The sequence below is a fragment of the Streptomyces sp. NPDC096046 genome (genome assembly GCF_040303285.1).
Lineage (GTDB): Bacteria > Actinomycetota > Actinomycetes > Streptomycetales > Streptomycetaceae > Streptomyces.
The window spans coordinates 19,281-43,361 of sequence record NZ_JBEOSZ010000005.1; the positions used below are offsets into that span (position 1 = coordinate 19,281).

General features: G+C 70.5%; 17 protein-coding genes. 9 read left to right on the plus strand and 8 right to left on the minus strand.

Going from position 1 to position 24,081, the window contains the following annotated elements:
- Positions 1–72: 72 nt before the first annotated feature.
- The 4 genes from ABTX62_RS06175 to ABTX62_RS06190 form a co-directional block, all read right to left on the minus strand.
- The gene (locus ABTX62_RS06175) at positions 73–1,038 is read right to left on the minus strand and encodes a pirin family protein (protein ID WP_352115063.1); all 966 of its coding nucleotides are present in this window, start codon (positions 1,036–1,038) and stop codon (positions 73–75) included.
- A gap of 181 nt (positions 1,039–1,219) precedes the next feature.
- Positions 1,220–2,092, minus strand: a complete 873-nt coding sequence (locus tag ABTX62_RS06180; protein WP_352115064.1) for a universal stress protein — start codon at positions 2,090–2,092, stop codon at positions 1,220–1,222.
- 344 nt (positions 2,093–2,436) lie between these two features.
- On the minus strand, positions 2,437–3,507 hold the full coding sequence (locus ABTX62_RS06185) for a TerC family protein (RefSeq protein ID WP_352115065.1): 1,071 nt from the start codon (positions 3,505–3,507) through the stop codon (positions 2,437–2,439).
- Between the two features lie 184 nt (positions 3,508–3,691).
- On the minus strand, positions 3,692–5,533 hold the full coding sequence (locus ABTX62_RS06190) for a glycoside hydrolase family 15 protein (protein WP_352115066.1): 1,842 nt from the start codon (positions 5,531–5,533) through the stop codon (positions 3,692–3,694).
- A 174-nt stretch (positions 5,534–5,707) separates the two neighbouring features.
- On the opposite strand from ABTX62_RS06190, the gene ABTX62_RS06195 reads away from it, so the two are divergent.
- Positions 5,708–6,955 carry a cation:proton antiporter gene (locus ABTX62_RS06195; protein WP_352115067.1) on the plus strand — a complete coding sequence of 416 codons (1,248 nt, stop codon included), beginning with the start codon at positions 5,708–5,710 and terminating at the stop codon, positions 6,953–6,955.
- Between the two features lie 233 nt (positions 6,956–7,188).
- Positions 7,189–7,608 carry a PRC-barrel domain-containing protein gene (locus ABTX62_RS06200; protein WP_352115068.1) on the plus strand — a complete coding sequence of 140 codons (420 nt, stop codon included), beginning with the start codon at positions 7,189–7,191 and terminating at the stop codon, positions 7,606–7,608.
- Positions 7,609–7,786: 178 nt separating this feature from the next.
- Here the strand turns inward: ABTX62_RS06200 and ABTX62_RS06205 are convergent, their stop codons facing one another.
- The gene (locus tag ABTX62_RS06205) at positions 7,787–8,290 is read right to left on the minus strand and encodes a DUF421 domain-containing protein (RefSeq protein WP_352115069.1); all 504 of its coding nucleotides are present in this window, start codon (positions 8,288–8,290) and stop codon (positions 7,787–7,789) included.
- Positions 8,291–8,504: 214 nt separating this feature from the next.
- Between ABTX62_RS06205 and ABTX62_RS06210 the strand changes: the two genes are divergently transcribed.
- A complete protein-coding gene (locus ABTX62_RS06210) occupies positions 8,505–8,837 on the plus strand; it encodes a hypothetical protein (RefSeq protein WP_352115070.1) in 333 nt (110 codons plus the stop codon).
- 654 nt (positions 8,838–9,491) lie between these two features.
- Here ABTX62_RS06210 and ABTX62_RS06215 read toward each other — a convergent pair.
- Positions 9,492–10,025 carry a TerD family protein gene (locus tag ABTX62_RS06215; protein WP_502997910.1) on the minus strand — a complete coding sequence of 178 codons (534 nt, stop codon included), beginning with the start codon at positions 10,023–10,025 and terminating at the stop codon, positions 9,492–9,494.
- A gap of 397 nt (positions 10,026–10,422) precedes the next feature.
- On the opposite strand from ABTX62_RS06215, the gene ABTX62_RS06220 reads away from it, so the two are divergent.
- Complete coding sequence (locus tag ABTX62_RS06220) at positions 10,423–10,995, plus strand: DM13 domain-containing protein (RefSeq protein WP_352115072.1); 573 nt, start codon at positions 10,423–10,425, stop codon at positions 10,993–10,995.
- 62 nt (positions 10,996–11,057) lie between these two features.
- Here ABTX62_RS06220 and ABTX62_RS06225 read toward each other — a convergent pair whose 3' ends face one another.
- The gene (locus tag ABTX62_RS06225) at positions 11,058–12,116 is read right to left on the minus strand and encodes a PucR family transcriptional regulator (protein WP_352115073.1); all 1,059 of its coding nucleotides are present in this window, start codon (positions 12,114–12,116) and stop codon (positions 11,058–11,060) included.
- A 248-nt stretch (positions 12,117–12,364) separates the two neighbouring features.
- Here ABTX62_RS06225 and ABTX62_RS06230 point away from each other — a divergent pair, with 248 nt between their 5' ends.
- The 5 genes from ABTX62_RS06230 to ABTX62_RS06250 all read left to right on the plus strand — a co-directional run bounded on the left by ABTX62_RS06230 (position 12,365) and on the right by ABTX62_RS06250 (position 22,280).
- Positions 12,365–12,715, plus strand: a complete 351-nt coding sequence (locus tag ABTX62_RS06230) for a hypothetical protein (RefSeq protein ID WP_352115074.1) — start codon at positions 12,365–12,367, stop codon at positions 12,713–12,715.
- A gap of 78 nt (positions 12,716–12,793) precedes the next feature.
- The gene (locus tag ABTX62_RS06235) at positions 12,794–14,827 is read left to right on the plus strand and encodes a flotillin family protein (RefSeq protein ID WP_352115075.1); all 2,034 of its coding nucleotides are present in this window, start codon (positions 12,794–12,796) and stop codon (positions 14,825–14,827) included.
- Between the two features lie 133 nt (positions 14,828–14,960).
- Positions 14,961–19,874, plus strand: coding sequence for a DNA repair ATPase (locus ABTX62_RS06240; protein ID WP_352115076.1), 4,914 nt, complete (start codon positions 14,961–14,963; stop codon positions 19,872–19,874).
- Between the two features lie 349 nt (positions 19,875–20,223).
- On the plus strand, positions 20,224–20,739 hold the full coding sequence (locus ABTX62_RS06245; RefSeq protein ID WP_352115236.1) for an NfeD C-terminal domain-containing protein: 516 nt from the start codon (positions 20,224–20,226) through the stop codon (positions 20,737–20,739).
- 107 nt (positions 20,740–20,846) lie between these two features.
- On the plus strand, positions 20,847–22,280 hold the full coding sequence (locus tag ABTX62_RS06250; protein WP_352115077.1) for a flotillin family protein: 1,434 nt from the start codon (positions 20,847–20,849) through the stop codon (positions 22,278–22,280).
- A 507-nt stretch (positions 22,281–22,787) separates the two neighbouring features.
- On the opposite strand, the gene ABTX62_RS06255 is transcribed toward ABTX62_RS06250, so the two are convergent.
- Entirely contained in the window at positions 22,788–24,029 is a 1,242-nt protein-coding gene (locus ABTX62_RS06255; RefSeq protein WP_352115078.1) for a cation:proton antiporter, read from the minus strand.
- Positions 24,030–24,081: the final 52 nt, after the last annotated feature.

Sequence of the window (24,081 nt, forward strand, 5' to 3'; positions counted from 1 at the left end):
ACATGGCTACTATTTGGGCTGCCTGCGTTGAACGCCCCCGTCCGCGGCGATGCGGCGGGGGCGTTCAAGGTCCTACCGGACGCGACCGCGCGGCTTGAGCGGCGTCGACGGCAGCTCGGGCGCGGCGAGGGGTGCGCCGTCGTACCCCTTCACCTCGCCGAACCGGCTGCCCGTCGCCCAGTCGGCGCGAGCCTGCTCGATCTCGGCCTGTGTCCGGCCCACGAAGTTCCACCACATGATCAGTTCCTCTTCGAAGGGCTCGCCGCCCAGCAGCATCACGCCGGCGTCGGACTCGGCGCGCAGCGGCAGTTCGCTGCGGCCGCAGCCGAGATAGAGCATCGAGCCCGGCAGCACGCGCACCTCGTCGACGTACACCTCGCCGGACATCGACAGCACCCCGTACTCGAAGTCGGGCACCAGGGGCAGCCGGACGTCGGCGCCGCGGGCGAGGCTCACATCGGCGCCCACGAGCGGGCTGTACGCGGTGCCGGGTGAGGTCGCGCCGTCGAGGTCGCCGAGGATCACGGTTGCCGTCAGACCGGGTGCGGTGACGGTGGGCAGCTCGGGATGATGCTCGAAATTCGGCTCGGTGTGGCGGTGAGCGTCCGGCAGCGCGACCCACAGCTGCGCGCCGTGCAGGAAGCGGGCGTGCGAGCGCGGACTTTCCTCCGAGTGACTGATCGCCCGGCCGGAGGTCATCAGTCCGAGCTCGCGCGGCCGGATCGTCTGCAGACTGCCGGTCGAGTCGCGGTGCAGTACCTCGCCGTCGTGCAGCCAACTGACCGTCTGCAGACCCATGTGCGGGTGTGGCGGCACCTGCATGCCGGGCTCGTCGGCGATGTCATCGGGCCCATAGTGATCGACAAAGGCCCATGCGGCGATCATGCGTCGGCCGAGGTTCGGCAGCAGCCGGCGCACTTCGGTCGACTCCCCGAGCTGTACGCGTCGAGGACTCAGCAGCTCACGGACGGGTTCGGCGACGACGAATCCGCGGCCGCCGCACACGCTCGGTACGGGGGCGCGGTCAAGGTTGCTCATGCGGCCCAACCTAGCCGGGCGCGGACGCGCGTGCAGACAGACCGGCGCCCCGACCCTTGTCTTGCGGAGTCGAGGGGGCCGGGCGCGGGCGTCACCCCTCTCCAGTGCGGGGCGCCGGATCGACGACGGCGTACCGCTTCCGGTGCCGAGGTGGGAGCGGAGACGTTCTTGAGGTCGCGGCTCAGCGTTCGGGTACCACCGCGACCGGGCAGTCGGCGTGATGGAGCGCTGCGTGTGCCACGCTCCCGAGGGGCAGCCCGAGGGGCCCGTGCCGTCGAGGGGCGCCGAGGACGAGGAGGTCGGCCGTGGCCGAGTGGGTGAGCAGCACGTGGTGGGCGGGGCCCTCGGTGATGACACGGCGCACCGGCACGTCGGGATGCTCGCGCTCCGCATCGCGCAGAGAGCGGTCGAGCAGGTCCGCCGCCTCATCCTCGTGTTCGTGCGCGGGGTTCCCGACGAGCAGTGGATGCGCCGGGGCCCTGTGGGCGGGGCGACGCCAGGCGCGTACGGCGTCCAGGACGGAGCGCCGCGCCCGGGCCTCGCGGAAGGCGAAGCGGATCGCCTCGGTGCTGCTTGCGTGGTCGTCCACGCCGACCACGATGGATCCGTTGGCTGCTTGTCGGTTCTCCTGGAGGGCGCGCACGACGACGACCGTGCAGGGGGCGCGCGTCGCCAGGGAACGGCTGACCGAGCCCAGCAGCGCACCCGTGATCGGCCCTCTTCCCCGGCAGCCTGTCACCACGGCGGTGGCGCGTCGGGCCTCCCGCAACAAGGCGGCTTCGGCGTCCTCGGGAACGATGTCGACATCGATCCGCACTTCCGGGTGACCTTGCCGGGCCTGCTCGGTGGCGCGGTCGACGACGGCCCGCGCGAGCAAGCGTTCGGAAGCAACCCCTGCGGACTCCGTGAAGGCGGGCCCTTCATAGCGCTCCCACAGGCAGGCGTGCACGAGGCGCAGTGGCAAGCCGTGCAGGGCCGCTTCGTCCGCGGCCCAGTCGATTGCGCGCAAGCTGCTTTCCGATCCGTCGACTCCCACCACGATGGGCAGCAGCATCGGTCTCACCGCCTTGGGTGCGCGCGGCGGCCTCTACAGCGCGGCGTCCGTCCCGAGATCAGTCGTCCCTCCTGGCCCTCGGCTGAAACCCGGTGTCCCTGCCTGCCCGGTTGCTCGGCTCCTGCTCGGGCACGTACCCGCGACACAGCGGGTTGCGGCACGGCTCCGGGGTCCAGACGGGGACGAAGACGCCCATGGTCTTGTGTCGTTTCACAACGGCGCCTACGGGCTCTTTGCACAAGCGGCAGACATACCCGGCCGACGCGGTTGCCTTTTTCTGCTCACTTATCCGCATAGCTCCATTTTACGGCATATTTACCGATTCTTGGTATGCGCTTTGACCATCAGGTGTCGGGTGGCTCGGCAGGACGGTGGTGACGGCCCGGTGGATCCCGGTCGGCTGTCTGAGAGGCATCCTCGACCGGAGCGGAGGCGGGCATGGCGTCGGCTTCGGTCCGCAGTCGGTCATCAACGGGGTTGGACGGCAAGGGCCGGGCCATGCTCAGCCCGACGGAAACGGCCAGAACCGTGACGATGACGGCGAGGCTGACCAGTGAGGGGATCTCCGGAATCGCGGTACTGATCGTTTTGTGGGACGCCTGCAGGATGAGCTTGACCCCGATGAAGGCGAGGATGAGTGCCAGGCCCTTGCTGAGGTAGTGGAAGCGGTCGAGCAGCCCGGCGAGCATGAAGTACAGGGCGCGCAGTCCCAGGATGGCGAAGGCGTTGCTGGTGTAGACGATGAAGGCGTCACTGCTGACGGCCAGGACGGCGGGCACGCTGTCGACGGCGAAGACGATGTCGGCGGCCTCGATGGCGGCGACGACGGCGAGCAGCGGCGTGGCGACGCGTTTCCCGGCCTCCTTGACGAAGAAGTGGGTCCCCGCGTACTCGTCCCGTACCGGGACGACCTTGCGTAGCAGCTTCACGGCGATGCTCTTGCCGGGGTCGAAGCTGTCGTCCTCCTCATTGAGGATTTTGTACGTGCTGTAGAAGAGGATCGCGGCGAAGACGAACAGGACGGCGGTGAAGCGGCTGACCACCGCCACCCCGGCGGCGAGGAAGATGCCGCGGAAGACCAGGGCGCCGAGGACACCGAGAAACAGCACGCGGTGCTGGTAGGCGCGCGGCACCTTGAAGTAGCCGAAGATCAAGGCGAAGACGAAGAGGTTGTCGACCGACAGGCTCTTCTCCAGAAGCCACGCGGTCGTGTACTCGACTCCGGCGCTGGTGCCGACGACCGCGAACACCACGCCACCGAAGACGATCGCCAAGCCCACCCAGACGCCGCTCCAAGCGGCGGCCTCGCGGAAACCGATGACGTGTTCCTGCCGGTGCGCGAGAAGATCGACCGCCAATGACACCAGCACAGTGACGGCGAACGCCACCCACATCCACAGCGGCACGTCATGCACGGTTCCGACCTCTCCGGCATCGTCGATCGGCAGTCTTCCTACGAGTCTGGGCCATGGAACGGGGGCTGTCTCCCTGGTGCCGGCGCACCCACACCCGGCCGGCGCACGGGCACCGCGTGGCACGGCTCCGCGCTCACCAGCGCGGGCTGCTCAGGACGCTCCAGGGGTGCCGTTCGGTGCCGCGTCACCGAAACCATGCGTGCGTGGAGAGTTCCGGGCGTATGCCGCGCTCCGTGCGGGCGAGGACGGCGGCGCTCGACAGCAGCCCGACGTGGCTGAGTGCCTGGGGGAAGTTGCCGAGGAAGGAGTGGTCGCGGGGGTCGATCTCCTCGGCGAGCAGGCCGAGAGGGCTGGCGCAGGAGCACAGCTTCTCGAACAGCTCCGCGGCGTCGTCCGTGCGGCCCTGGCCCGCGAGATTGTCCACGAGCCAGAAGGAGCACAACAGGAAGGCTCCTTCCGGTTGGTCCAGTCCGTCGGGGGACTCCTGCGGCAGGTAGCGGTAGAGCAGGCCGTCGCCCGCGCCGAGGCGTTCGGTGATCGCCTGCGTCGTGGCGATCATGCGGGGATGATCGGCGGGAAGGACGCGTCGGAGCGGGAGGGCGAGGAGCGAGGCGTCCAGCCCACCTGTCGCACCGAGGTGCTCGGTGAAGGAGCGGGTGCGTTCGTCCCAGGCGTCGTGGACGATCCGCCCGGCGAGGCGACGGGCCTCCGCGGCCCATGTGGCGGCGTTGCCCGGCAGGTTCAGGCGGGTGGCGAGGCGTGCGGCCCGGTCCAGGGCGACCTGGCACATCGCTGCGGAATACGTGAAGGGGCGCGCCCGGGTACGCACTTCCCAGATTCCGTGATCCGGTGTCCGCCAGGCGCTGCGGGCCTGCTCTGCCAGGGCGGACAGGCGGTGCCACAATCCGGCGCTCAAAGGCCGGCCGGTGGCCGCCCACTGGAAGGCGCAGTCGAGGAGCTCTCCGTAGACGTCGTGCTGGACCTGTTCCGCGGCGGCGTTTCCCCACCGTACGGGTGCGGAGCGGGCGTAGCCTTCCAGCTCCGCGTCGATCACCTCCGGCGGCGGAGGCCGGCCGTCCACGTCGTAGAGCACGCGCAGTCGCCCGTCCGGCCCGGCGGCGGTCAATGCCCAGTGGAGAAAGCCTCCGGCTTCGTCGGGAAGGCCGATCCGGCGCAGGGCGAACACGGTGTAGGCGGCGTCGCGGATCCACGCGTAGCGGTAGTCCCAGTTCCGGTCGCCTCCGATGCGCTCGGGCAGTGAGGAGGTCGGCGCGGCGACGATGGCGCCGTTCCCGGCGTAGTCCAGAAGCTTGAGGGTGATGGCCGAGCGGCGCACCAGGTCCGGGCGGGGAGTGTCGGTCACCACGAAGGCCGACCACCGGCGCCACGCCCGTACGGTGTCGTCGAGGCACCGGGAGGCCGATCGTCCGGAGCCGGCAGCCCGTGGTCCGCTCCAGCGCAGGCGGATCCAGAGGTCGTCCCCCTGGCTCAGGCGCACTGTGCACGCGGGACCGGGCAAGGGCCGGGACATGGTCAGGTGGAGCTTCGTGGACTGCTGGGGGCAGGTCAGTCGCCAACCGTCGCTCTGACGCTCGACCTGGGTTCGGCCGCGTGGTCTCGGCTCCACCCTCAGCTCGACGGAGCCCTGGGTGACCCGCGCGTGCCGGAGCAGTTCCCCTGTGTCGACGGGGGCGTCCACCTCGAGCCGCGCACCTGGCTGGAGGAGGAAGGCGTCAGTGACCTCGACGAGGCCGGTGTCCGCCCTCAGCTCTGTCACGAGGACGCCGGTGTCCTCCACGTAGTGCTGACGGCTGAGCCGTAGCCCGTCCGGCGCCAGCAGGAAGGACCCGCCGCGGTGGCGGTCCAGCAGTGAGCAGAACAGGGGCGGAGCGTCGAAGCGGGGCACGCACATGAAGTCGACGGTGCCGTCGCGGCCCACCAAGGCGCACGCCCGGCCGTCGCCGATCAGGCCGTGGTCCTTGATCGGCAGGTAGTCCGCCGGCGGTACCGGCGACCACGCGTTCATGCGTGACCAGTACCCATCGAAGGCCGGCCGCATCACTCAGAGGGGTGCAGCGGGCGGGACGGCCGGTCCAGGAGCTCGTTGTCGTTCATGACCTGTGGGATGTGGGGTAAGAGGCCGGGACGCCCGGCGGGACACACCCGGTGATCGACGGCGGCGAGAAGGGCGGGTCGTACCGTGACGAGCGCGGACGCGGTTTTCGCGTGGCTGGGGGTCGGAGCGTTGCTCGCGGCCGTGCTGCCCCGGGTCCTGTCCGGACGGCCGCTGTCGGTGCCGCTGGTCTTCCTGCTGTGCGGCATCGGCGTGTACCTGCTGCCCCTGCCCCTGCCCGTGATCGATCCGGTGCGTGACCGGGTGGTGGCCGAGCATGTCACCGAAGTCGTGGTGATCATCTCGTTGATGGGTGCGGGACTGGCGCTCAACCGGCCCGTAGGGTGGCACCGCTGGGGCGCGACCTGGCGCTTGCTGGGTGTCACCATGCCGCTGACGTTCCTGATCACGGCGCTGGTGGCCTGGTGGTTGCTGGACTGGCCGCCGGCCGCCGCGCTGCTGTTGGGGGCCGTCCTGGCGCCGACCGATCCGGTGCTCGCCGCGGAAGTGCGGGTGGGTGAGCCCACGGATGACGAACACGATGAGGACGAGGTGCGGTTCGCTCTCACCAGTGAGGCGGGCCTGAACGACGGACTCGCGTTTCCGCTGACGTACGCGGCCGTGGGGCTGGCCACCGTCGCGGGCAGCGGCTGGTCGGCCGAGTGGATCGGTCCGTGGGCCGCGCAGGACCTCGCGTACAAGTGCGCTGTCGGTGTGCTGGGCGGGCTGCTGATGGGGCGGTTGCTCGGCTGGCTGTTCTTCCGGACACCATCGAGGGTGCTGCGGCTGTCCCAGCACCGGGAGGGCTTCGTCGCGCTGGGCGCCACCTTCCTGGCCTACGGGGTGACGGAACGTGCCGGGGGTTACGGCTTCCTGGCGGTGTTCGTCACCGCGTGCGCCATCCGGTCCGCTGAGCGATCCCACGGCTACCACAACGTCCTGCACGACTTCATGGAGCAGGTGGAGCGCCTGCTGACCGCGACCGTGCTGTTCCTGCTGGGCGGCTTCATCGCACTGGGCGGCCTGTCCGCTCTGACGTGGTGGGGCGCCATCACCGGATGCGCGGTGCTGCTGGTGATCCGGCCGCTGTCGGGGTGGGCCGGCCTGCTGGGAAGCTCCCTGGGGAGCCGGGAACGCCGGGTCGTCGCGGCGTACGGTGTCCGGGGGATCGGCTCGTTGTACTACCTTGCCTACGCCCTGGGCCACCAGGGTTTCGCGCTCCCGGAGCGGGAGCTGTGGGCAGTGGTGACCTTCACCGTGCTGGCCTCAGTGGTGCTGCACGGGGTCACCGCGGGTCCGGTCATCGCCCGCCTCGACCGCCTCCGAGACACCTGACCCATGGAGCAGCCGCGATCTGTGCCGCGACCGCGACCGTGTCCTTGCGAAGAAGGACGCCACCTCGCTGAATGACCCGTACAGCGTGCGAGGGACGTCAGCCACTCCTCCTCGCGGCAGACCCTGGGGGGTACAGGCATGGGGCGCTTGTGGGAGGGAACTGGGGCCAAGTGGCTTTCCCGGGCAAGACCGCCCGGCCACACCGGCACGACGTGAAATCCAAGGGAGGCTTTATGGACTCCGGTGACATTCCTGTGCTGACCAGGCTCTCCGATTCGCAGCAGACGATCGCTTCCGCCGACGAGGACGTGCGAGGCCGGAAGGTGACCGACCGCTCCGGCAACGAACTCGGCAAGGTGAGCGACCTGATCATCGACGAGGAGGAGCGCAAGGTCCGCTTCCTGCTCATGGAGTACGGCGGCTTCCTCGGTATCGGCGAGAAGAAGAGCTACATCCCGGTCGACGCCGTGGCCGACGTGACGGGGGAGGAGGTCCGCATCGACCGTACGCGGGACGACGTCGTCGACGCGCCCGAGTACAGTCCGGAGCTCCTCGACCAGCGCGAATACTCCGACCGGGTCTACGGTCACTACGGCTACGCCCCCTTCTGGGGGACCGGCTACATTCCTCCGCGATTCCCGTACCGCCCGTGAGCACCGTGGGCGCGTCCTGCTCGCCCCTCGGCCCTCAGGTCCTGCCCGTCGGCTGAACTCCCGTCAGGGCCGGGCGTTCGCCCAGGACTGAGCGGCCGGCCGGAGCGGAGGCCGAGTCGCCCTTCTCGGCCACCGGGCAGGATGCGCCTGGGTGGCGTCCGGGGCGAGGAGACGATCGCTACACCACGTTGTCCAGGGCGTTCTTGGAACCCGCTTGCGAGCTCGGGATCACGCTGAAGCTGCCGTCCGTCTCCAGCACCACCGCGTGCACCAGCTCCAGTGCACCGATTCCCTGGGCCCGGACGGCCTGGCATACCTCGTCCGGCGCGACCCGTTGCTGCCGCATCGCCTCATGGAGCATGCGGCCGTCGTGCAAGAGGAGTGTCGGCCGGGCTTTCACCAGCCGTCGAACGTTTCGGGAACGGACCGATGTCCATGCGGTGATGAACTGCAGGGCCACAAGGGAGACGAGGGCCAGCACCCCTTCCCCGAGGGCCACCTGCCGGTTGAGCAGGATGGTGGCCAGGGTCGATCCCAGCGCGACGGTGACCACCAGGTCGAAGGCGTTCATTTTCGCGAGCGTACGTTTGCCTGACGCGCGTACCGTGATGATGAGGATCAGGTAGGCAAGCCCGGCCATGACGAGAACTCGGGCGAGGTCGTTCCAGGAGTCGAAGAACACGAACCGACTGGTACCCCGCGCGAGCGTCCTGCCACCAAGAGACTGGTGGATCAGTCCTGCCGGTCCATCGCCACCGTCACCTCTCTGCCTCAAGGCGGCCGTGGTGCGCTTGAGGAGTGCTCCTGGTTTGCCGGGCATCTCGGTGGAGACCCAGGGTGTGTGGACATCTGCCGTATATGCGTGCGCGGCATCCTGATGGAGGGGGCGCAGTGTGATGGATGAGCTGATGGTGATCTCCGGCGACGGGCAGCAAGTCGAGCAGGGCCAGGAGTTCTCTTCTCTCTCGGTGATGGCCCGGTCCGACGGGGGAGCCGCGGGGGGCCGGATGGTGAGCTTCTTCGTGGATGACCGGGAAGGAACCGGGACCGACTTCCATGGCGGTTCACCCGTCCGAGTTACCACGGCGTCAGACGGTGTGGGCACCACGGATGTACCGCTCATCGCCGGCGACAGCCCGGGCGCGGTACAGATCAGGGTCCTGGCTGACGGTGCGAGCACCACGCTCTCGGTACAGGTGGTGCCGGGGACCGAGGGGGCGCACGTCTGACGCCGTGAGTCACGGGTACCGACGCAGGCGAGTCAACTGCTCGTCGGGCTGAGGACGTCGGCAGGCGAGCGCAGCACGGCACGCAGCCGGATCGGGTGACATCGAGTCACCGCGAACGGCGGAACAACGTTCTTGTCATGCGAGCTGATGAGGTCACACGACAAGGGCATCTCCCTGTGAATCTTTCGTCCCGCGCCGCCCTTCTCGCCCTTGCCGCGGCCGCCGCTCCCGCCGCCGCGGGTGGCATCGGCGCGATCGGACTGCCGGCCTACGACGACTACTGCGCGAACGTCGGGAGCAGGCGCAGGCCGACCGCACCCGGGAGGGCGTGGCCCCGCTGGGCGCCAACCTGGTGCAGGTGCCGCTGCTCATCCGGCGCAACAGGTGTGCCAACAGTGACTACGGCACCGGGCTGGGCGGGCCGGTCGGCGCGTGACGGAGCACGGGGACAGCGGGGACGGAGATGGCTGCGGCAGCGGACTCGCACGTTGTGGTGGTGTCGCTGCGCACAAGCGGCACCCACCTCATCGGTGAGGTGATCAACTTCCTGGTCCGCGATTGTGATCTCCTCGGCGGTCGGTACGAACTCGAAGCCCTTGCGCAGGACGGACCGCGGCACACCCTTGGTCATCGTGCAGCGAGGCCGCTGCGTGGTCAGGGGTGCGGGGTGCCGCCCATCTCGGCGCTGAAGACCACGGGGTCGCTGTCGAACCCGCGGAGATTCTCGTGGAACTCCCACGTTCCGGAGGCGTCCCTGGTGAACTCCGCGACCGTCGCCGCGGTGTATCCGGAGAGCTGGGCGAAGTCGTCCTTCAGCAACTCCCTGTACCCCTCGACAACCAGAACTCCGGCGTTCGCCAGGTCACCGAAGGTTTTGGGGCCGCTGTTCTGGTGGATCGCCACACCCACCACCACCCGCGCGAAGGACGAGGCCAGGCGATCGAGTTCCAGGGTCATCGCTTCGACGTAGCCGAAGCCCTGCCCGGTCTGGCTGTGCCGGCTCATGTTGATGGTGCCGTCCGGTGCGCGGCTGTCGAAGTGGACGACGTACACCGGGCGCCCGAAGGGGGCGTCCGCCGAGTAGGTGGCGGCGATGATGTCGAGATGATGGGGCGGCTGATCCCAGGGACTCGGGTCCCATTTGATCCGGACCTCGGCCTTCCCGACTCCACGGCTGTCGCTGCTCACCACATTGCTGCCTCTCTCATGTCGCGCCACCCCGCCATGGCGCTCCCACGAGCAAGTATGGCCTTCGAACACCGCGTTGAAGCCTTACCCGGCAGGTCGCGATCGGGCCCGCCCTGCTGTGGACGCTGGCAGGCGTTCGAGGCGCACTGCGACGTGCCCGGCGCGCGCTTCTGTGACCGCCGGTGCCCACCGCTTGGAGATCTCCCGCTCCGCGGACCCATCCGCATATCGCCGGCCCCCGGCAGGAGCGCTCGACGAGGAGACGGGACGCCGCCCGCTCCCGACCCCGTGGCCGGTGGTGCGACGTAAGGATTCCGTCATCGGCCGCGGGGCTGGAAAGGCCACCCGTTCCAGTTGAATGGGAGCTCGACACGAAATTCACAGGAGGCGAGCGAGGATGGGGCGCGTGCGGAAGACAATGACCGGGCCGTGGGTCATCGTGATGGTGGTGGTGGCGGTCGGTGCGGTCGGCTTCGGGCTGTACTGGTTCCAGCCCTGGAAGCTGTGGCAGGACGAGACCGTCCAAGAAGCCCTGCCCGAGGTCGCGGCAGTGTCCACTCCTCCTCCCGCGGCGCCCTCGGAGGAGACTTCCGCGCCACCTTCCCCGGCCACCGGTCCGCGGGTGCTGGCACAAGGCGAGCTGATCAGCCACGAGCACACGACATCGGGCACGGTGAAGCTCGTACGGCTGGCTGACGGCTCCCATGTCGTCCGGCTGGAGAACCTCGACACGAGCAACGGACCGGACCTGCGTGTCTGGCTGACCGACGCGCAGGTGCTGCAGGGCAAGGCAGGGTGGCATGTCTTCGACGACGGGAAGTACGTCAGCCTCGGCAAGCTGAAGGGCAACAAGGGAAGCCAGAACTACGCCCTGCCCGCTGACGTGGACCCGTCGGGTTTCCGCAGCGTGAGCATCTGGTGCGACCGGTTCGACGTCTCATTCGGCGCCGCCGACCTCGCCCGCGCCTGACAGCGGTGCGGCCCCTTCCCGCCTCGCCGGCCATCACCCCGGGCCGGTGACGGCGGGCGGTGTCAGACGTCCCCGGCCGGCCAGTCCAGCAGTCGTGCGCCGATCACCGCGGTCTGGAGCATGTAACGGTGGGCCGGGTCGGCGGGGTTGGCGCCGGTGAGTTGGTGGATGCGTTCCAGGCGGTACGTCAGGGCGCGCACGCTGAGGGAGAGGCGGCGGGCGGCCTCGGCGGCGACGCAGCCGGAGTCGAAGTAGGCGGTGAGAGTGGCCAGCAGGGGCTGCGCGCCGCCGCGGGCCCTGGTGAGCGGGCCCAGAGTGCCGGCGACGAGGTCGGCCATGGCCTGGCGGTCGCGGGTGAGGACGGGATAGACCAGCAGGTCCGCGGAGCGCAGGACCGGGTCGTCCAGGCCGAGGCGCTCGGCGAGTTCGAGGACGCCCAGTGCTTCCTCGTAGGACTGGACGACGCCGCCGGGGCCGGGTTGGGGTCGGCCGATGGCGACCCGGCCGCCGTCGGTGGCGGCGTGCGCCTGTTTGGCGAAGTAGGCGAGTACCTCGTCCTGGTGGCCGGGGGCGATACACAGCAGTCGGCCGTCCTTGGTGGTGAGCAGGACACTGCGGTCGCCGAAACGGGAGATGAGCGCCCGTTCCACCTGCCGGGGCACCGGGGCGCCCTCGTCGTAGGCGGCGGCGCCCTGCGCGACGGCGACGGCGTGCGCGTGGGACAGGCGCAGCCCGAAGCGCTCGGCGCGCTCGGCGAGGCGGCCCAGGTCGCTGCGGCCGTAGAGGAGGTCGTCGATGAACTCCCGGCGGGCGGCCTCCTCCTGACGCACGGCGACCAACTGGGCGCGTTCGTAGCCCTCGGCGAAGGCGTCGATGACCTGCTGCACGGCGGCAAGCGCGTCGTCGGCGGAGCCGGACGGTCCCGGCCAGGCCGTGCGGGCAGTGGTCAGATGCGCGCTGACGAGGGCGCGCAGCCCGTGGCCGGCCTCGGCGGCCTGCTCGCCCAGGGCCCGGCGGGACGCGATCTCGTCCCGGGTGAGGCGTCGCCCCGTGGCCGACACCTCGGTCAGGATCTCGGCGTAACCGTCCAGATACTGCTCGGGATGTTCCCGCTCTGTCATGTCGTCCCCCCGGATTTTTGACGCGTCGGTGACGGATCCGCTAGCGGACACCGGCATGCAGACCTTAGTGAACACTGCCGGGAACCGGCAATGCGCGGCCGGGGTCGCGTCGTGCAGCATGGCTCGCGGGGGGCATGGCAGATGGTTGCGGTGCCGGACACCGGCAGGTGTCCGGCACCGCGCCCGGAACGACCGTGCGCCGTCGGGGACGACTGATGCGCGTCGTGTGCGGAGAGGGGGATCAAGAGATGCGGACCTGCCCGGTGGCGGCCACGGGCCTGCCCACGCTCCCGCTGACCGCTGCGCTCGTCGTGGCCGTCCGCTTCTGGTTCCCGGCCGCCGTGGGCGCCGTTCTCGCGTCCCCGGGGCCTTTCACCGGGTTGCCGCGCGTGGTCGTGCCCGCTCTGCCGGTCGCTTGGGCCACGGCCTGGCTGATCGTGCGGCCGTCGCACCGCCTCGTCCCGGACGAACCCGCGCTGTCCGTGCTGAGCGAGGCTCGCACGGACGGCGGCATCGGGCTGCGAAGTACGGGGAGCCGCGATCCCCATGGGCTTGCCCACCGTGCCGCCGTGGACCGGCCGCGGGACCGCGCCGCCTGAGCCCCGACGTCCCCGGATCCCACCCCCTTCGGCCTTCTTCCTCACGCTCAACTCCCTTACGCCTCAAGGACGTATGCCATGATTGCCATGCTCGTGGGCATCGGCGTGCTCGTCGCCGTCTGCCTCGTTGCCGTCACTGTCGTCTCCCAGCTGTTCCGCAAGGTGGAGCAGGGCAAGGCGCTGATCGTCTCCAAGCTGCGCAAGGTCGACGTGACCTTCACCGGGCAGGTCGTGCTGCCGGTGCTGCACAGGGCCGAGGTGATGGACATCTCGGTGAAGACCATCGAGATCACCCGGGCCGGCAAGGACGGGCTGATCTGCCGGGACAACATCCGCGCGGACATCCGCATCTCGTTCTTCGTGAAGGTCAACAAGACCGTCGAGGACGTCATCAAGGTCGCCCAGGCCGTCGGCACCGCGCGGGCCAGCGACCGGGACACGCTCCAGGAGCTGTTCCACGCGAAGTTCTCCGAGGCGCTGAAGACGGTCGGCAAGCAGCTGGACTTCACCGACCTGTACACCAAGCGCGAGGAACTCCGCTACAAGATCATCGAGTTGATCGGCATCGACCTCAACGGCTACCACCTGGAGGACGCGGCGATCGACTACCTGGAGCAGACGCCGCTCTCCCAGCTCGACCCCGCCAACGTCCTCGACGCCCAGGGCATCCGGAAGATCACCGAGCTGACGGCCGTGGAGCACGTGCGCACCAACGAGGCCCGGCGCACCGAGGAGAAGGAGATCACCCGGCAGAACGTCGACGCCCGCGAGGCCATCCTGGAGCTGGAGCGCCGCCAGGCCGACGCCGAGATCAAGCAGCGCCGGGAGATCGACACCGTACGGGCCCGTGAGGAAGCCGAGACGGCTCGGGTGACGGAGGAGGAGCGGCTGCGTTCCCAGGGCGCCTTCCTCAAGACGGAGGAGCAGCTCGGCATCCAGCGCGAGAACCAGGCCCGCGAGGTCGCCGTCGCCGCGAAGAACCGCGAGCGGGTCATCGCCATCGAGAACGAGCGCATCGAGAAGGACCGGCAGCTCGAGGTCATCGCGCGGGAGCGGGAGACCCAGCTGACGCAGATCGCCGCGTCCAAGGAGGTCGAGGCGGAGAAGCGGGAGATCGCCGAGGTCATCCGCGAGCGGGTCGCCGTGGACCGTACGGTCGCCGAGCAGGAGGAGGCCATCAAGAAGCTGCGGGCCGTGGAGGAGGCGGATCGCGGTCGGCAGGCCGTGATCATCGCCGCCGAGGCCGAGGCGCAGGAGAAGCTGGTCAAGGACATCAAGGCAGCCGAAGCCGCCGAGCAGGCCGCTGTCCACCGTGCCGCCGAGGAAGTCACTCTGGCGGAGGCCCGGTTGAAGAGCGCCGACCTCGACGCACAGGCCAAGCTCCGGCTCGCCGAGGGCGTCCAGGCCGAGGTCGCCGCCGAGGGCCTCGCGGCCGTACGGGTGCGCGAGAAGGAGGCCGAGGTCATCGAGAAGGCCGGCCGCGCGGAGGCGGAGGCGACCCAGGCCCGGCTGCGTGCCGAAGCGGACGGGGCGCGGGCCAAGGCGCTGGCCGAGGCGGAGGGCATCAGCGGGAAGCTGAAGGCCGAGGCCGCCGGTCTCACCGAGAAGGCCGCCGCGATGGCCGCCCTGGACGACGCGTCCCGTGGTCACGAGGAGTACCGGCTGCGCCTGGAGGCCGAGAAGGACATCCGCCTCGCCGGGCTGGACGTGCAGCGCCAGGTCGCCGAGGCACAGGCAACGGTACTTGCCACCGGGCTGGAGAACGCCGACATCGACATCGTCGGCGGGGACTCGGTCTTCTTCGACCGGCTCGTGTCCTCGATCGCACTCGGCAAGAGCGTCGACGGGTTCGTCCAGCACTCCGAAACAGCCCAGGCGCTCGCGAAGCCCTGGCTGGACGGCACCTCCGTCTTCACCGACGACCTCAGCCGCGTCCTCGGCTCGGTCTCCACCGCCGACGTGCAGAACCTGACCGTCTCCGCCCTGCTGATGCAGCTCATGAAGAACGGCGGTGCAAACGCCGGACAGTTCCGGCAACTCCTGGACAAGGCCGGCGAGCTGGGTCTCGCCGACACCTCGCTGAGCGCTGTCAACGGCAGCGTCAGGGCCTGACCGTCGCCGGGTCCTGACGGGCATGCCAGGACCCGGCCCACCGCCACGGCCCGACCCCGGCCCGTGGTCCGGAGCTGCCGCACAGGGGACGGCAGCTCCGGACCACGTTTCCCCGACCTCCGAGAGGGACCCCATGACCACCGGTCTGGACACCGGCACGTACGAGGTGCTGCGCGACCGGCTCACCGCGCAGGCCGCCGAGCTCGCCCGCCGCGCCACGGCGCTCAACGCCCGGCGGATCGAGGAGTTCGGCTCCACCCGGCTGGAGCTGACGAGCACCGAGCGGCTGCGCACCGAGCACACCTGCGTGCCCCGCGACATCGTCTGCGTCGGCGACACGCTGCTCTTCGGCCGCAACGTCTTCCTCGCACTCAAGGCGGAGACGACGGTGGGCGACGTCTTCGCGCTGTACGACCGCGACCTGAACCGGCTGCCCGAGGACGCCGTGCCGGGCCTGCTCGACGATCCGGCGCTGGTCCGGGAGTTCGCCGCCCTCCACCGCTACTACCGGCAGGCTCACCTCCTGCAACTCCGCCGCGTCGACGACAAGTTGCTGGCCGTCTTCCGGACGGGGGAGAAGGCCGGCGACATCCGCGTGCTGCGCTGGGCGCTGTCCGACGACGGCCGCGCGTCCTTCCTGGACGCGCGTGGCGAACGCGACCACGTCTTCCCGCCCTCCCACGACTTCGCATGGACGCCGGCGACCCGCGAGCACCACGTCCTCGGGCGCCACCCCCATGTCTCCATCGAGGGCGAGATCTTCGTCGGGACCGTCGGCGGCACCCTGACCGTCAAGACCGAGAACAACACCGAGACGGGCGAGGGGATCTATGCCGAGCCGGTCGCCGAGCCGCTGCAGTCCCTCGCTGACGCGGACATCGCGTACGCGCGCGTGGGCGCCCTCATCCTGGTGGACGTCCTCCCCTACAAGGAGGACGTCCACCGCTGTCTGGTCTTCAACACGCTCACCAAGAGCGTCGTCCGTCTCGACGGCACAGGGCAGGCGTGCCGTCGGCTGCCCGAGGACCAGGGCATCGTCTTCCCCGGCGGATACTGCCTGGCCACCGGCGGGTACAAGACGTTCGACGGGCTCGACACCGAGGGACTGGAGTTCGAGAGGATGGTCCGCTCGCCCAACGGCGAGGACGTCCTCTTCACCTTCCACGCGCGCGCGGACGGCCGCAGTCTGCTGTTGCCGTACAACATGATCCGCAAGGAGGTCGCCAGCCCGCTGTCCTGCCACGGCTGGGCCCTCTTCGCCGACGGCACACTGGTGCTCCTGCGCGTCGACACCGACGAACCGCAGCGCGTTCACCCCGTCCAGCTGTGGAACTCCCCGTACGTCTCCGACACCCACGCCGCCACCCAGCCGCCAGGCACCGGCCCTTCCCCGACCTCTGAACTCGGTTCGGGCAGGGCAGACCCCATGGCCCGGGTGGGTAACGCCGACCTCGTCCGTGGCATCTCCGACTGCCTGTCCATCACCCGCGCCGTCACCGACACCACCCCGACGAGCGAGGTGTACCAGGCACTGTCCGCCGCCTGCGTCCGGGCCACCGATGCCCACCACTGGCTGAGCGAGCCCGAACTCGGCGATCTGCACGAGCCGCTCACCCAGGTACGGACGACCGCCGAACAAGTGCTGGCCGAGTTCGAGACCGTCCAGGCACTCACCCGCCGGGCCGCCGACGCGCTGGCCGAAGCCGCCGCACGGGTGGCGGCGGTCGTTCGGCGCCTGCGCGGCGAGACCCCGCGCAGCGCGGCCGCCTGGGTGACCGGCCTGACCGAACTGCGCCACGCCCAGGGACACCTGCTCACCCTCAAGGACATGCGGTACGCCGACACCGCCCGCATCGACGAACTCGCCGCCGATGCCGAGGCCGACCTCGCCGCCTTCGGGCGGCGGGCCGTCACCCACCTCGCCCGCGAGGACGCCTTCGCCGACCAGCGGGCCGACATCGAGCAGATCGCCGCCGACGCCGAGGCGATCGCCACCGTCGCCGAAGCCGCGCCCGTCGCCGCCCGCCTCGACGAGCTGGCCGACGGGCTGCGCACGGTGACCGAGGTCGTCGCCGGCCTCGACATCGGCGACGCCACCGTCCGTACGGCCGTCCTGGAGCGGATCGCCGAAGTCCTCGGCGGAGTCAACCGCGCCCGCGCCACGCTCGACGGCAGCCGCCGCGTACTCCTGGACCGAGAGGGGCGCGCCGAGTTCGGCGCCGAGTTCGCCCTGCTCGGTCAGGCCGTCATCGGCGCACTCGCCGCTGCCGACAGCCCCGAGGAGTGCGACGAGCAACTCGCCCGCATGCTGGTGCGGGTGGAGAACCTGGAGTCGAGGTTCGCCGAGTTCGACGACTTCCTCGGCGAACTGGCCGACAAGCGCGACGAGGTCCACGAGACGTTCTCCGCACGCAAGCAGACCCTCGCCGACGCCCGCGCCCGCCGCGCCGAGCGCCTGGCCGACTCGGCGAGGCGCGTCCTGCGGACGATCGCCCGCCGCACCGGCACACTCGCCGACGCGGACGCGATCGCCGTGTACTTCACCTCCGATCCGATGCCCGCGAAAGTCCGGCGCATCGCCGACGAGCTGCGCGCACTCGGCGACCAGGTCAGGGCGGAGGAAGTGCACGGCCGCCTCAAGGCCGCCCGCCAGGAGGCGCTGCGGGCCCTGCGCGACCGCACCGACCTGTACACCGACGACGGCCGCACCCTTCGCCTGGGCACCCACCACTTCGCCGTCAACACCCAGCCCCTCGACCTCACCCTCGTCCCGCACGGCGACACCCTCGCCTTCACACTCACCGGCACCGACTACCGCTCGCCGGTCACGGACCCAGACTTCGCCGCCACCCGACTGCACTGGGACCGTCCGCTGCCGTCCGAATCGCCGGAGGTCTACCGTGCCGAGCACCTCGCCGCCCGTCTCCTGGACGAACACGGCCCGGCCGCGCTCGCGGAGGCCGACCTGCCCGCCGTCGTCCGGCAGGCGGCGGAGGCGGCGTACGACGAGGGCTATCAGCGCGGCGTCCACGACCACGACGCGACCGCGATCCTCGCCGCACTTCTGCCGCTGCACGAGGGCGCCGGCCTGCTCCGCCACGAGCCCGCCGCACGCGCCACCGCCCATCTCTTCTGGGCGCACGGCACGACGGCCGAGGAGCGCGAGAGCTGGACCCGACGGGCGGTCTCGCTGGCACGCGCCCGGGACACGTTCGGGCTCGCGCCCGCCATCGACGACCTCGTGGCCGAACTGGCGGAGGCGACCGGCGCACGAGCGGCGGCCGCCTACCTCTTCGAGGAACTGACGAGCGGCCCCGACGGCTTCGTCATCAGCGCCGGCACCCGCACCCTGCTCGGCACGTTCCGCCGCGCGGTGGGCACGTCGGCCTACGACGACGACCTCACCGCCCTCACCGACCCGGCCGCACGCAGGCAGCTGGTGGAGGCCTGGCTGACGTCGTACACCACCACGACCGGCACGGAGATCACCCCTGGCGACCTGGCCGAGGCGGTGGCCGCCGAGCTCTGCGCGGACCTGCCCCGCTACGAGTCCGGCGCCGCACTGACCCGCCGCGTCGACGGGCTGCTGGGCACCCACCCGCGCATCAGGGGCGGAAGTCTCACGATCCGCGTCGACGAATTCCTCGCCCGCACCGAGGAGTTCCGCACCCAGGAAGTCCCCGCCCATCGCGCCTACCAGCGGCGCCGTGCGGCGCTGGTGGCCGCCGAACGCACCCGCCTCCGCCTGGAGGAGTACCGGCCGGCGGTGATGTCCGCGTTCGTGCGCGGCAAGCTGATCGACGAGGTGTACCTGCCGCTGGTCGGCGACAGCCTCGCCAAGCAACTGGGCACCACGGGCGAGGCCAAGCGCACCGACACCGGCGGCCTCCTGCTGCTCATCTCCCCGCCCGGCTACGGCAAGACGACGCTCATGGAGTACGTCGCCGACCGCCTCGGCCTGATCCTGGTCAAGGTCAACGGACCCGCGCTCGGCCATGCGGTGACCTCCCTCGACCCGGCACAGGCCCCGAACGCGACCGCCCGCCACGAGGTCGAGAAGATCAACTTCGCGCTGGAGGCGGGCAACAACACGCTGCTGTACCTGGACGACATCCAGCACACCTCGCCCGAACTGCTGCAGAAGTTCATCCCGCTGTGCGACGCCACCCGCCGCATCGAGGGCGTACGGGACGGCGAGCCGCGCACCTACGACCTGCGCGGCAAGCGCTTCGCCGTGTGCATGGCCGGCAACCCCTACACCGAGTCCGGCAGCCGCTTCCGCGTCCCCGACATGCTCGCCAACCGCGCCGACGTGTGGAACCTGGGCGACGTCCTGACCGGCAAGGAGAACGCCTTCGCACTCAGCTTCATCGAGAACGCGCTCACCGCCAACCCGGTACTGGCCCCGCTCGCCGGCCGCGACCGCGCAGACCTCGGCCTGCTGATCCGCCTGGCCGAGGGTGACCCGACGTCCCGCACCGACCGGCTGACCCACCCCTACGCCCCGGCCGAGCTGGAGCGGATCCTGGCGGTCCTGCGCCACCTGCTCGCGGCCCGTGAGACGGTGCTGGCCGTGAACGCCGCCTACATCGCCTCCGCCGGCCGGTCGGACGCCACCCGCGCCGAACCGCCCTTCCAGCTCCAGGGCTCGTACCGCAATATGAACAAGATCGCCCAGCGGGTCCAGCCCGTCATGAACGGCAGAGAGCTGGCCGCGCTGATCGACGACCACTACACGGCCGAGGCCCAGACCCTCACCACCGGAACCGAGGCGAACCTGCTGAAACTGGCGGAACTGCGCGGCACCCTGACGGACGAACAAGCGCAGCGCTGGGCCGAACTGAAGGCGGCGTACGTCCGCACCCGGACCCTGGGCGGACCGGACGACGACCCCGTCACCCGCGCGGTCGCCACCCTCGGGCTGCTCGCCGACCGGATCGCGGCCGTGGAGACGGCGATCAACCGCGCCGCCGATCCACGCCACCTCATGGCCAACCCCGTTGGTCGCCACGCGGCTCGCCCGGCCTCGAAGCCGCAGGAGGAGTGAGGTGGCGCGCACCCGTCGCGCGTCACCGCTCCCGCAGCGGCCCGGCCCGGCGCGGCCACGGCCCGCCGCCGGGCGCGTGCGGGTGCGTGTCGGCTGCCGGCGGCGCTGCTCCTGCGCCCCTTCGCCGTCGGCGGCCCGGTGGAGGCCCGCCCGGTGGGCACCGTACTCGGGCCGGTCGCCGGTCCTGCGCCACCCCACCGGCGGGTAGCGCCAGACCGTCGACAACGAGCTGTGCAGAGAACGGCATCAAGTGAGCGTGAAGATTGCCGGACCCTGGCAGTGTTTTGTCGGGCGCCGCATGTGAACATGCGGTTACCGGAAGGACAGTGAGGAGAGGCGGTGAGTGCGGGTGGCCTGGTTCCTGGGTCTCGGCATCGCAGGAGTCGTACTCCTCGGCCTGTCCCTCCTCTTCGACGGTGTCCTTGAGGGTCTCTTCGACGGCGTCGACGCGCTGGACGGCCTCTTCGAGGGGTGGCTGTCGCTTCCGGTCATCGCCGGGTTCCTGTCCATGCTCGGCTTCTCCGGCGCGATCGCCATGGGCGCCACCGGGCTCGGCGCGGTCGGCGCCACCGCGATCGGGGTGCCTGCCGGGGCCGCCACGGGCTGGCTCGCGTACCGCCTGAGCCGCGCGCTGCTGAACGACCGTTCCGGTGCCGCCCCGCGCGGCGACGATCTGATCGGGGCCGCGGGTTCCGTGGTGACGTCCATTCCGGCCGGCGGCTACGGCGAAGTGCTGGTGTACCGCTCCGGACAGCCGGTGAAGCTCGCGGCGAAGAGTCCGATGCCGGTGTCGCGAGGCGCGGAGGTCTGGGTGGAGGAGTCGCTGTCGCAGACAGCGGTCTCCGTACGCCCGGTCGAACGCTGACCCCGCCTCACAGCAGCTCACAGCAGGCGCCGACACACCGGCGCCCTTACCTCCACATGAACCCACATCGATCTGCCGTCCCCTGGGAGGGCTGAGGGGAAGACATCATGAGTTCAGTCGTCATCGCCGTGTCAGGAGTCGTGGTACTCCTTGTCCTGCTCGGGCTCGTCGTGATCACCCGCTACAAGGTGGCCGGCCCGAGCGAGGCGTTCATCATCACCGGCCGGCGCGGCAAGCAGTCCACCGACCCGGAGACCGGCCGGGTGTTCACCGACAACAGCGGTCAGAAGGTCGTGGTCGGTGGCGGAGTCTTCGTCGTGCCGTTCGTGCAGCAGAAGTTCACCCTCGACCTGTCCAGCCGGCACATCCCGATCGCGGTGCGCGGCGCGGTCACGCTGCGCGGCGTCAAGGCCAATCTCGAAGGCGTCGCCATCGTCAAGGTCGGCGGTACCGAGGACTCGATCCGCGCGGCCGCCCAGCGGTTCCTGATGCAGCAGGACGGCATCGTCGGCTTCACCCAGGAGGTGCTCTCCGGCGCGCTGCGCTCCATCGTGGGCCGGATGTCGGTGGAGGACATCATCCGGGACCGTGCCGCATTCGCCGGGCAGGTCGCGGAGGAGGCCGAGGCGAGTCTGTCCGGGCAGGGCCTGGTCCTCGACGCCTTCCAGATCCAGGACATCACCACCGAGGGTTCCTACCTGGAGGACCTGGGCCGGCCCGAGGCCGCCCGCGCCAAGCAGGAGGCCGACATCGCCGAGGCGGTGGCCCGCCGCGCAGCCGAGCAGGCCCGCCTGAAGGCCGAGGAGGAGATCGCGATCGCCCAGCGGACCCTCGCCCTGAAGACGGCGGAGATCAAGGCCGAGACGGACGAGGCGGCGGCGCGTGCCGCGGCGGCGGGCCCGCTGGCCGAGGCGGCCCGGTCGCAGGAGGTGCTGGCCGAGCAGGAGAAGGTCGCCCAGCGGCAGGCCGCGCTGACCGACCGCGAGCTGGACACCAAGGTCCGCAAGCCCGCCGATGCCGCCCGTTACCAGGCCGAGCAGGAGGCCGAGGCCCGCCGGGTCGCGCAGGTCAAGGAGGCCGAGGCGGACGCGCAGCGGTCCCGGCTGACCGGTGAGGGCGAGAAGGCGCACCGCGCCGCGCTCGCCGACGCCGTACGCATCGAGGGTGAGGCGGAGGCGGCCGCGATCGGCGCGAAGGGTTCCGCCGAGGCCGAGGCGATGCGGAAGAAGGCCGACGCGTTCGCCCAGTACGGGGACGCGGCCGTGCTCCAGATGGTCGTCGAGGTGCTGCCGCAGGTCGTCGCCAAGGCATCCGAGCCGCTCAGCGCGATCGACAAGATGACGGTGATCTCGACGGACGGGGCGAGCCAGCTCTCGCGTACGGTCGCCGACAACGTCGCCCAGGGGGTCGAGCTGCTCAGCTCCACCACCGGGGTCGACCTTGCCGAGTTGCTGAAGGGCATCACCCAGCGGACCGGCGCGTCCCAGCCCACGACCACGGTGCCCAGCGAGGCCAACGGGAAGGTCGACATCACCGGCTGACGTCGCCCCTGTGCTGACGTACGAGCCCGGGCGGTCCTGACACCGCCCGGGCTCGTGTGCGACGGCGCCCTGCTGGACGACGCCGCACCGGGGGTGGCCGTGCACGTTCTTCCGCCGCCGGGCGGGCTTCCCGTACGGGAGTGTGAGCTGTGTTCCTTTGGATCTGGCTGATCGGCTGGTCGGCATGCGCACTGCCCCTGGCCATCGCCTCGCTGCGGGGCTGGGCACCGGAGCGAGTCCGACGGCGTACGAGCCCGTGGGGCATTGATGTACGGCTGGAAACTGCCGGGGAGTTCGTCCGGTGGCGTCTCACATCACCGACATGGATCAACGCAGACCGCGGCGGGACGCCGGAGACCTCGGAGGGGTTTGCCGAGCATCGTCTGGGCGTTCGGGCCGTCCTCCCGGTTGTGGACCAGTCAACGGCGGCAGGTGTTCACGCACCCCGAGGGACCGTCTCCGGTGCGTCGGCGTGGACGAGCACGCGTCGGTCATGGCTCGGCGAGGTCATGGGCGTGCGTCTGCGGGGGTCTCCTTGGAGTGCTCGTCGGTGTCCTCGCGTCCTGCGGGGATTCCGGCGAGGTCCTCGACGCGGAACATGCGGGCGATCGGCACGTCGGTCGAGCTGTGCGCGATGATCGAGAAGGCGATGCACACGGCGATGAGTGTGAACGCCGTCCCGCCATGCGGGATCCCGGCCTGCAGCACGAGCAGCCCGTACACCACCGACGCGAAGCCCTTCGGCCCGAACCAGGCCGCGACCAGCTTCTCCCGACGGGTGAAGCGGGTGCCGAGCAGCGACAAGAGCAGGGAGGCCGGCCGGACCAGCAGGATGGCCAGAACCACCGCGACGTAGCCGCCGAAGGACAGGTCGCCGAAGAGCTGCGGTGTCAGCAGTGCGCCGAAGACCAGCAGCGCCGCGAACTTGGCCAGCTCCGCCAGCGCCTCCCCGAGCGGCTCGAACGCCTTCTTCGCCTCCGGCGAGCGGGCGGTGAGCACCGCACCCGCGGAAAACGCGGCGAGGTAGGGGTTGGCGTGTGTGAGGTGGCAGGTCGCGTACAGAATCACGCCGATCGCCAGGGGCAGCAACGGCTGCAGCTTGGGCTCGGCGCCCAGCAGGCGGAACCGGACGAGTTCGATCACCACGAAGGGGAGTACGAGGCCGAAGACGAGCCCGAGGACCAGCTCCAGCGCGATCTTCCCCGGGGACGCCTCGGCGTGCCCGGAGGTCGGACCGGCCGCGGCGATGAGGATGAGGACCACCGGCAGAGCGAGCCCGTCGTTGATACCGCTCTCCACGTTCAGCAACTGCCGCAGCTTTGACGGGACTTCCTTGCGCCCGACGATCGCCGAGGCGAACACCGGGTCGGTGGGCGCGAGGACGGCGCCGACCAGGAAGGACGTCGTCCAGTCCAGCCCCACCAGGTAGTGCGTGATCAGCGCCATGCCGACGAACGCCAGCGGCATGCCCAGCGCGAGCGCGCGGGCCGGATTGCGCCAGTTCTCCCGCAGCTTGGGGAAGGAGACGTGCATGCCGTCGGTGAACAGCACCGCGAACAGCGCCAGATCGGCCGTGACGGACACGATGTCGCTGTCCGGCGTGATGTGGATCAGCCCGAGGAAGCCGTCACTGACGAGCGCCCCGCCGACCAGGAAGAGGAACGAGGTGGACAGGACGGTCCGGGCGGCGAGCCCCGACAGCAGCACCGCGATCAGCAGCGCCACCCCGAAGACCACGACAAGAACCATGACCGAAACCCCCGCTCGACGAAGAGACTTGTCCTCACATCGCCGACCAGGC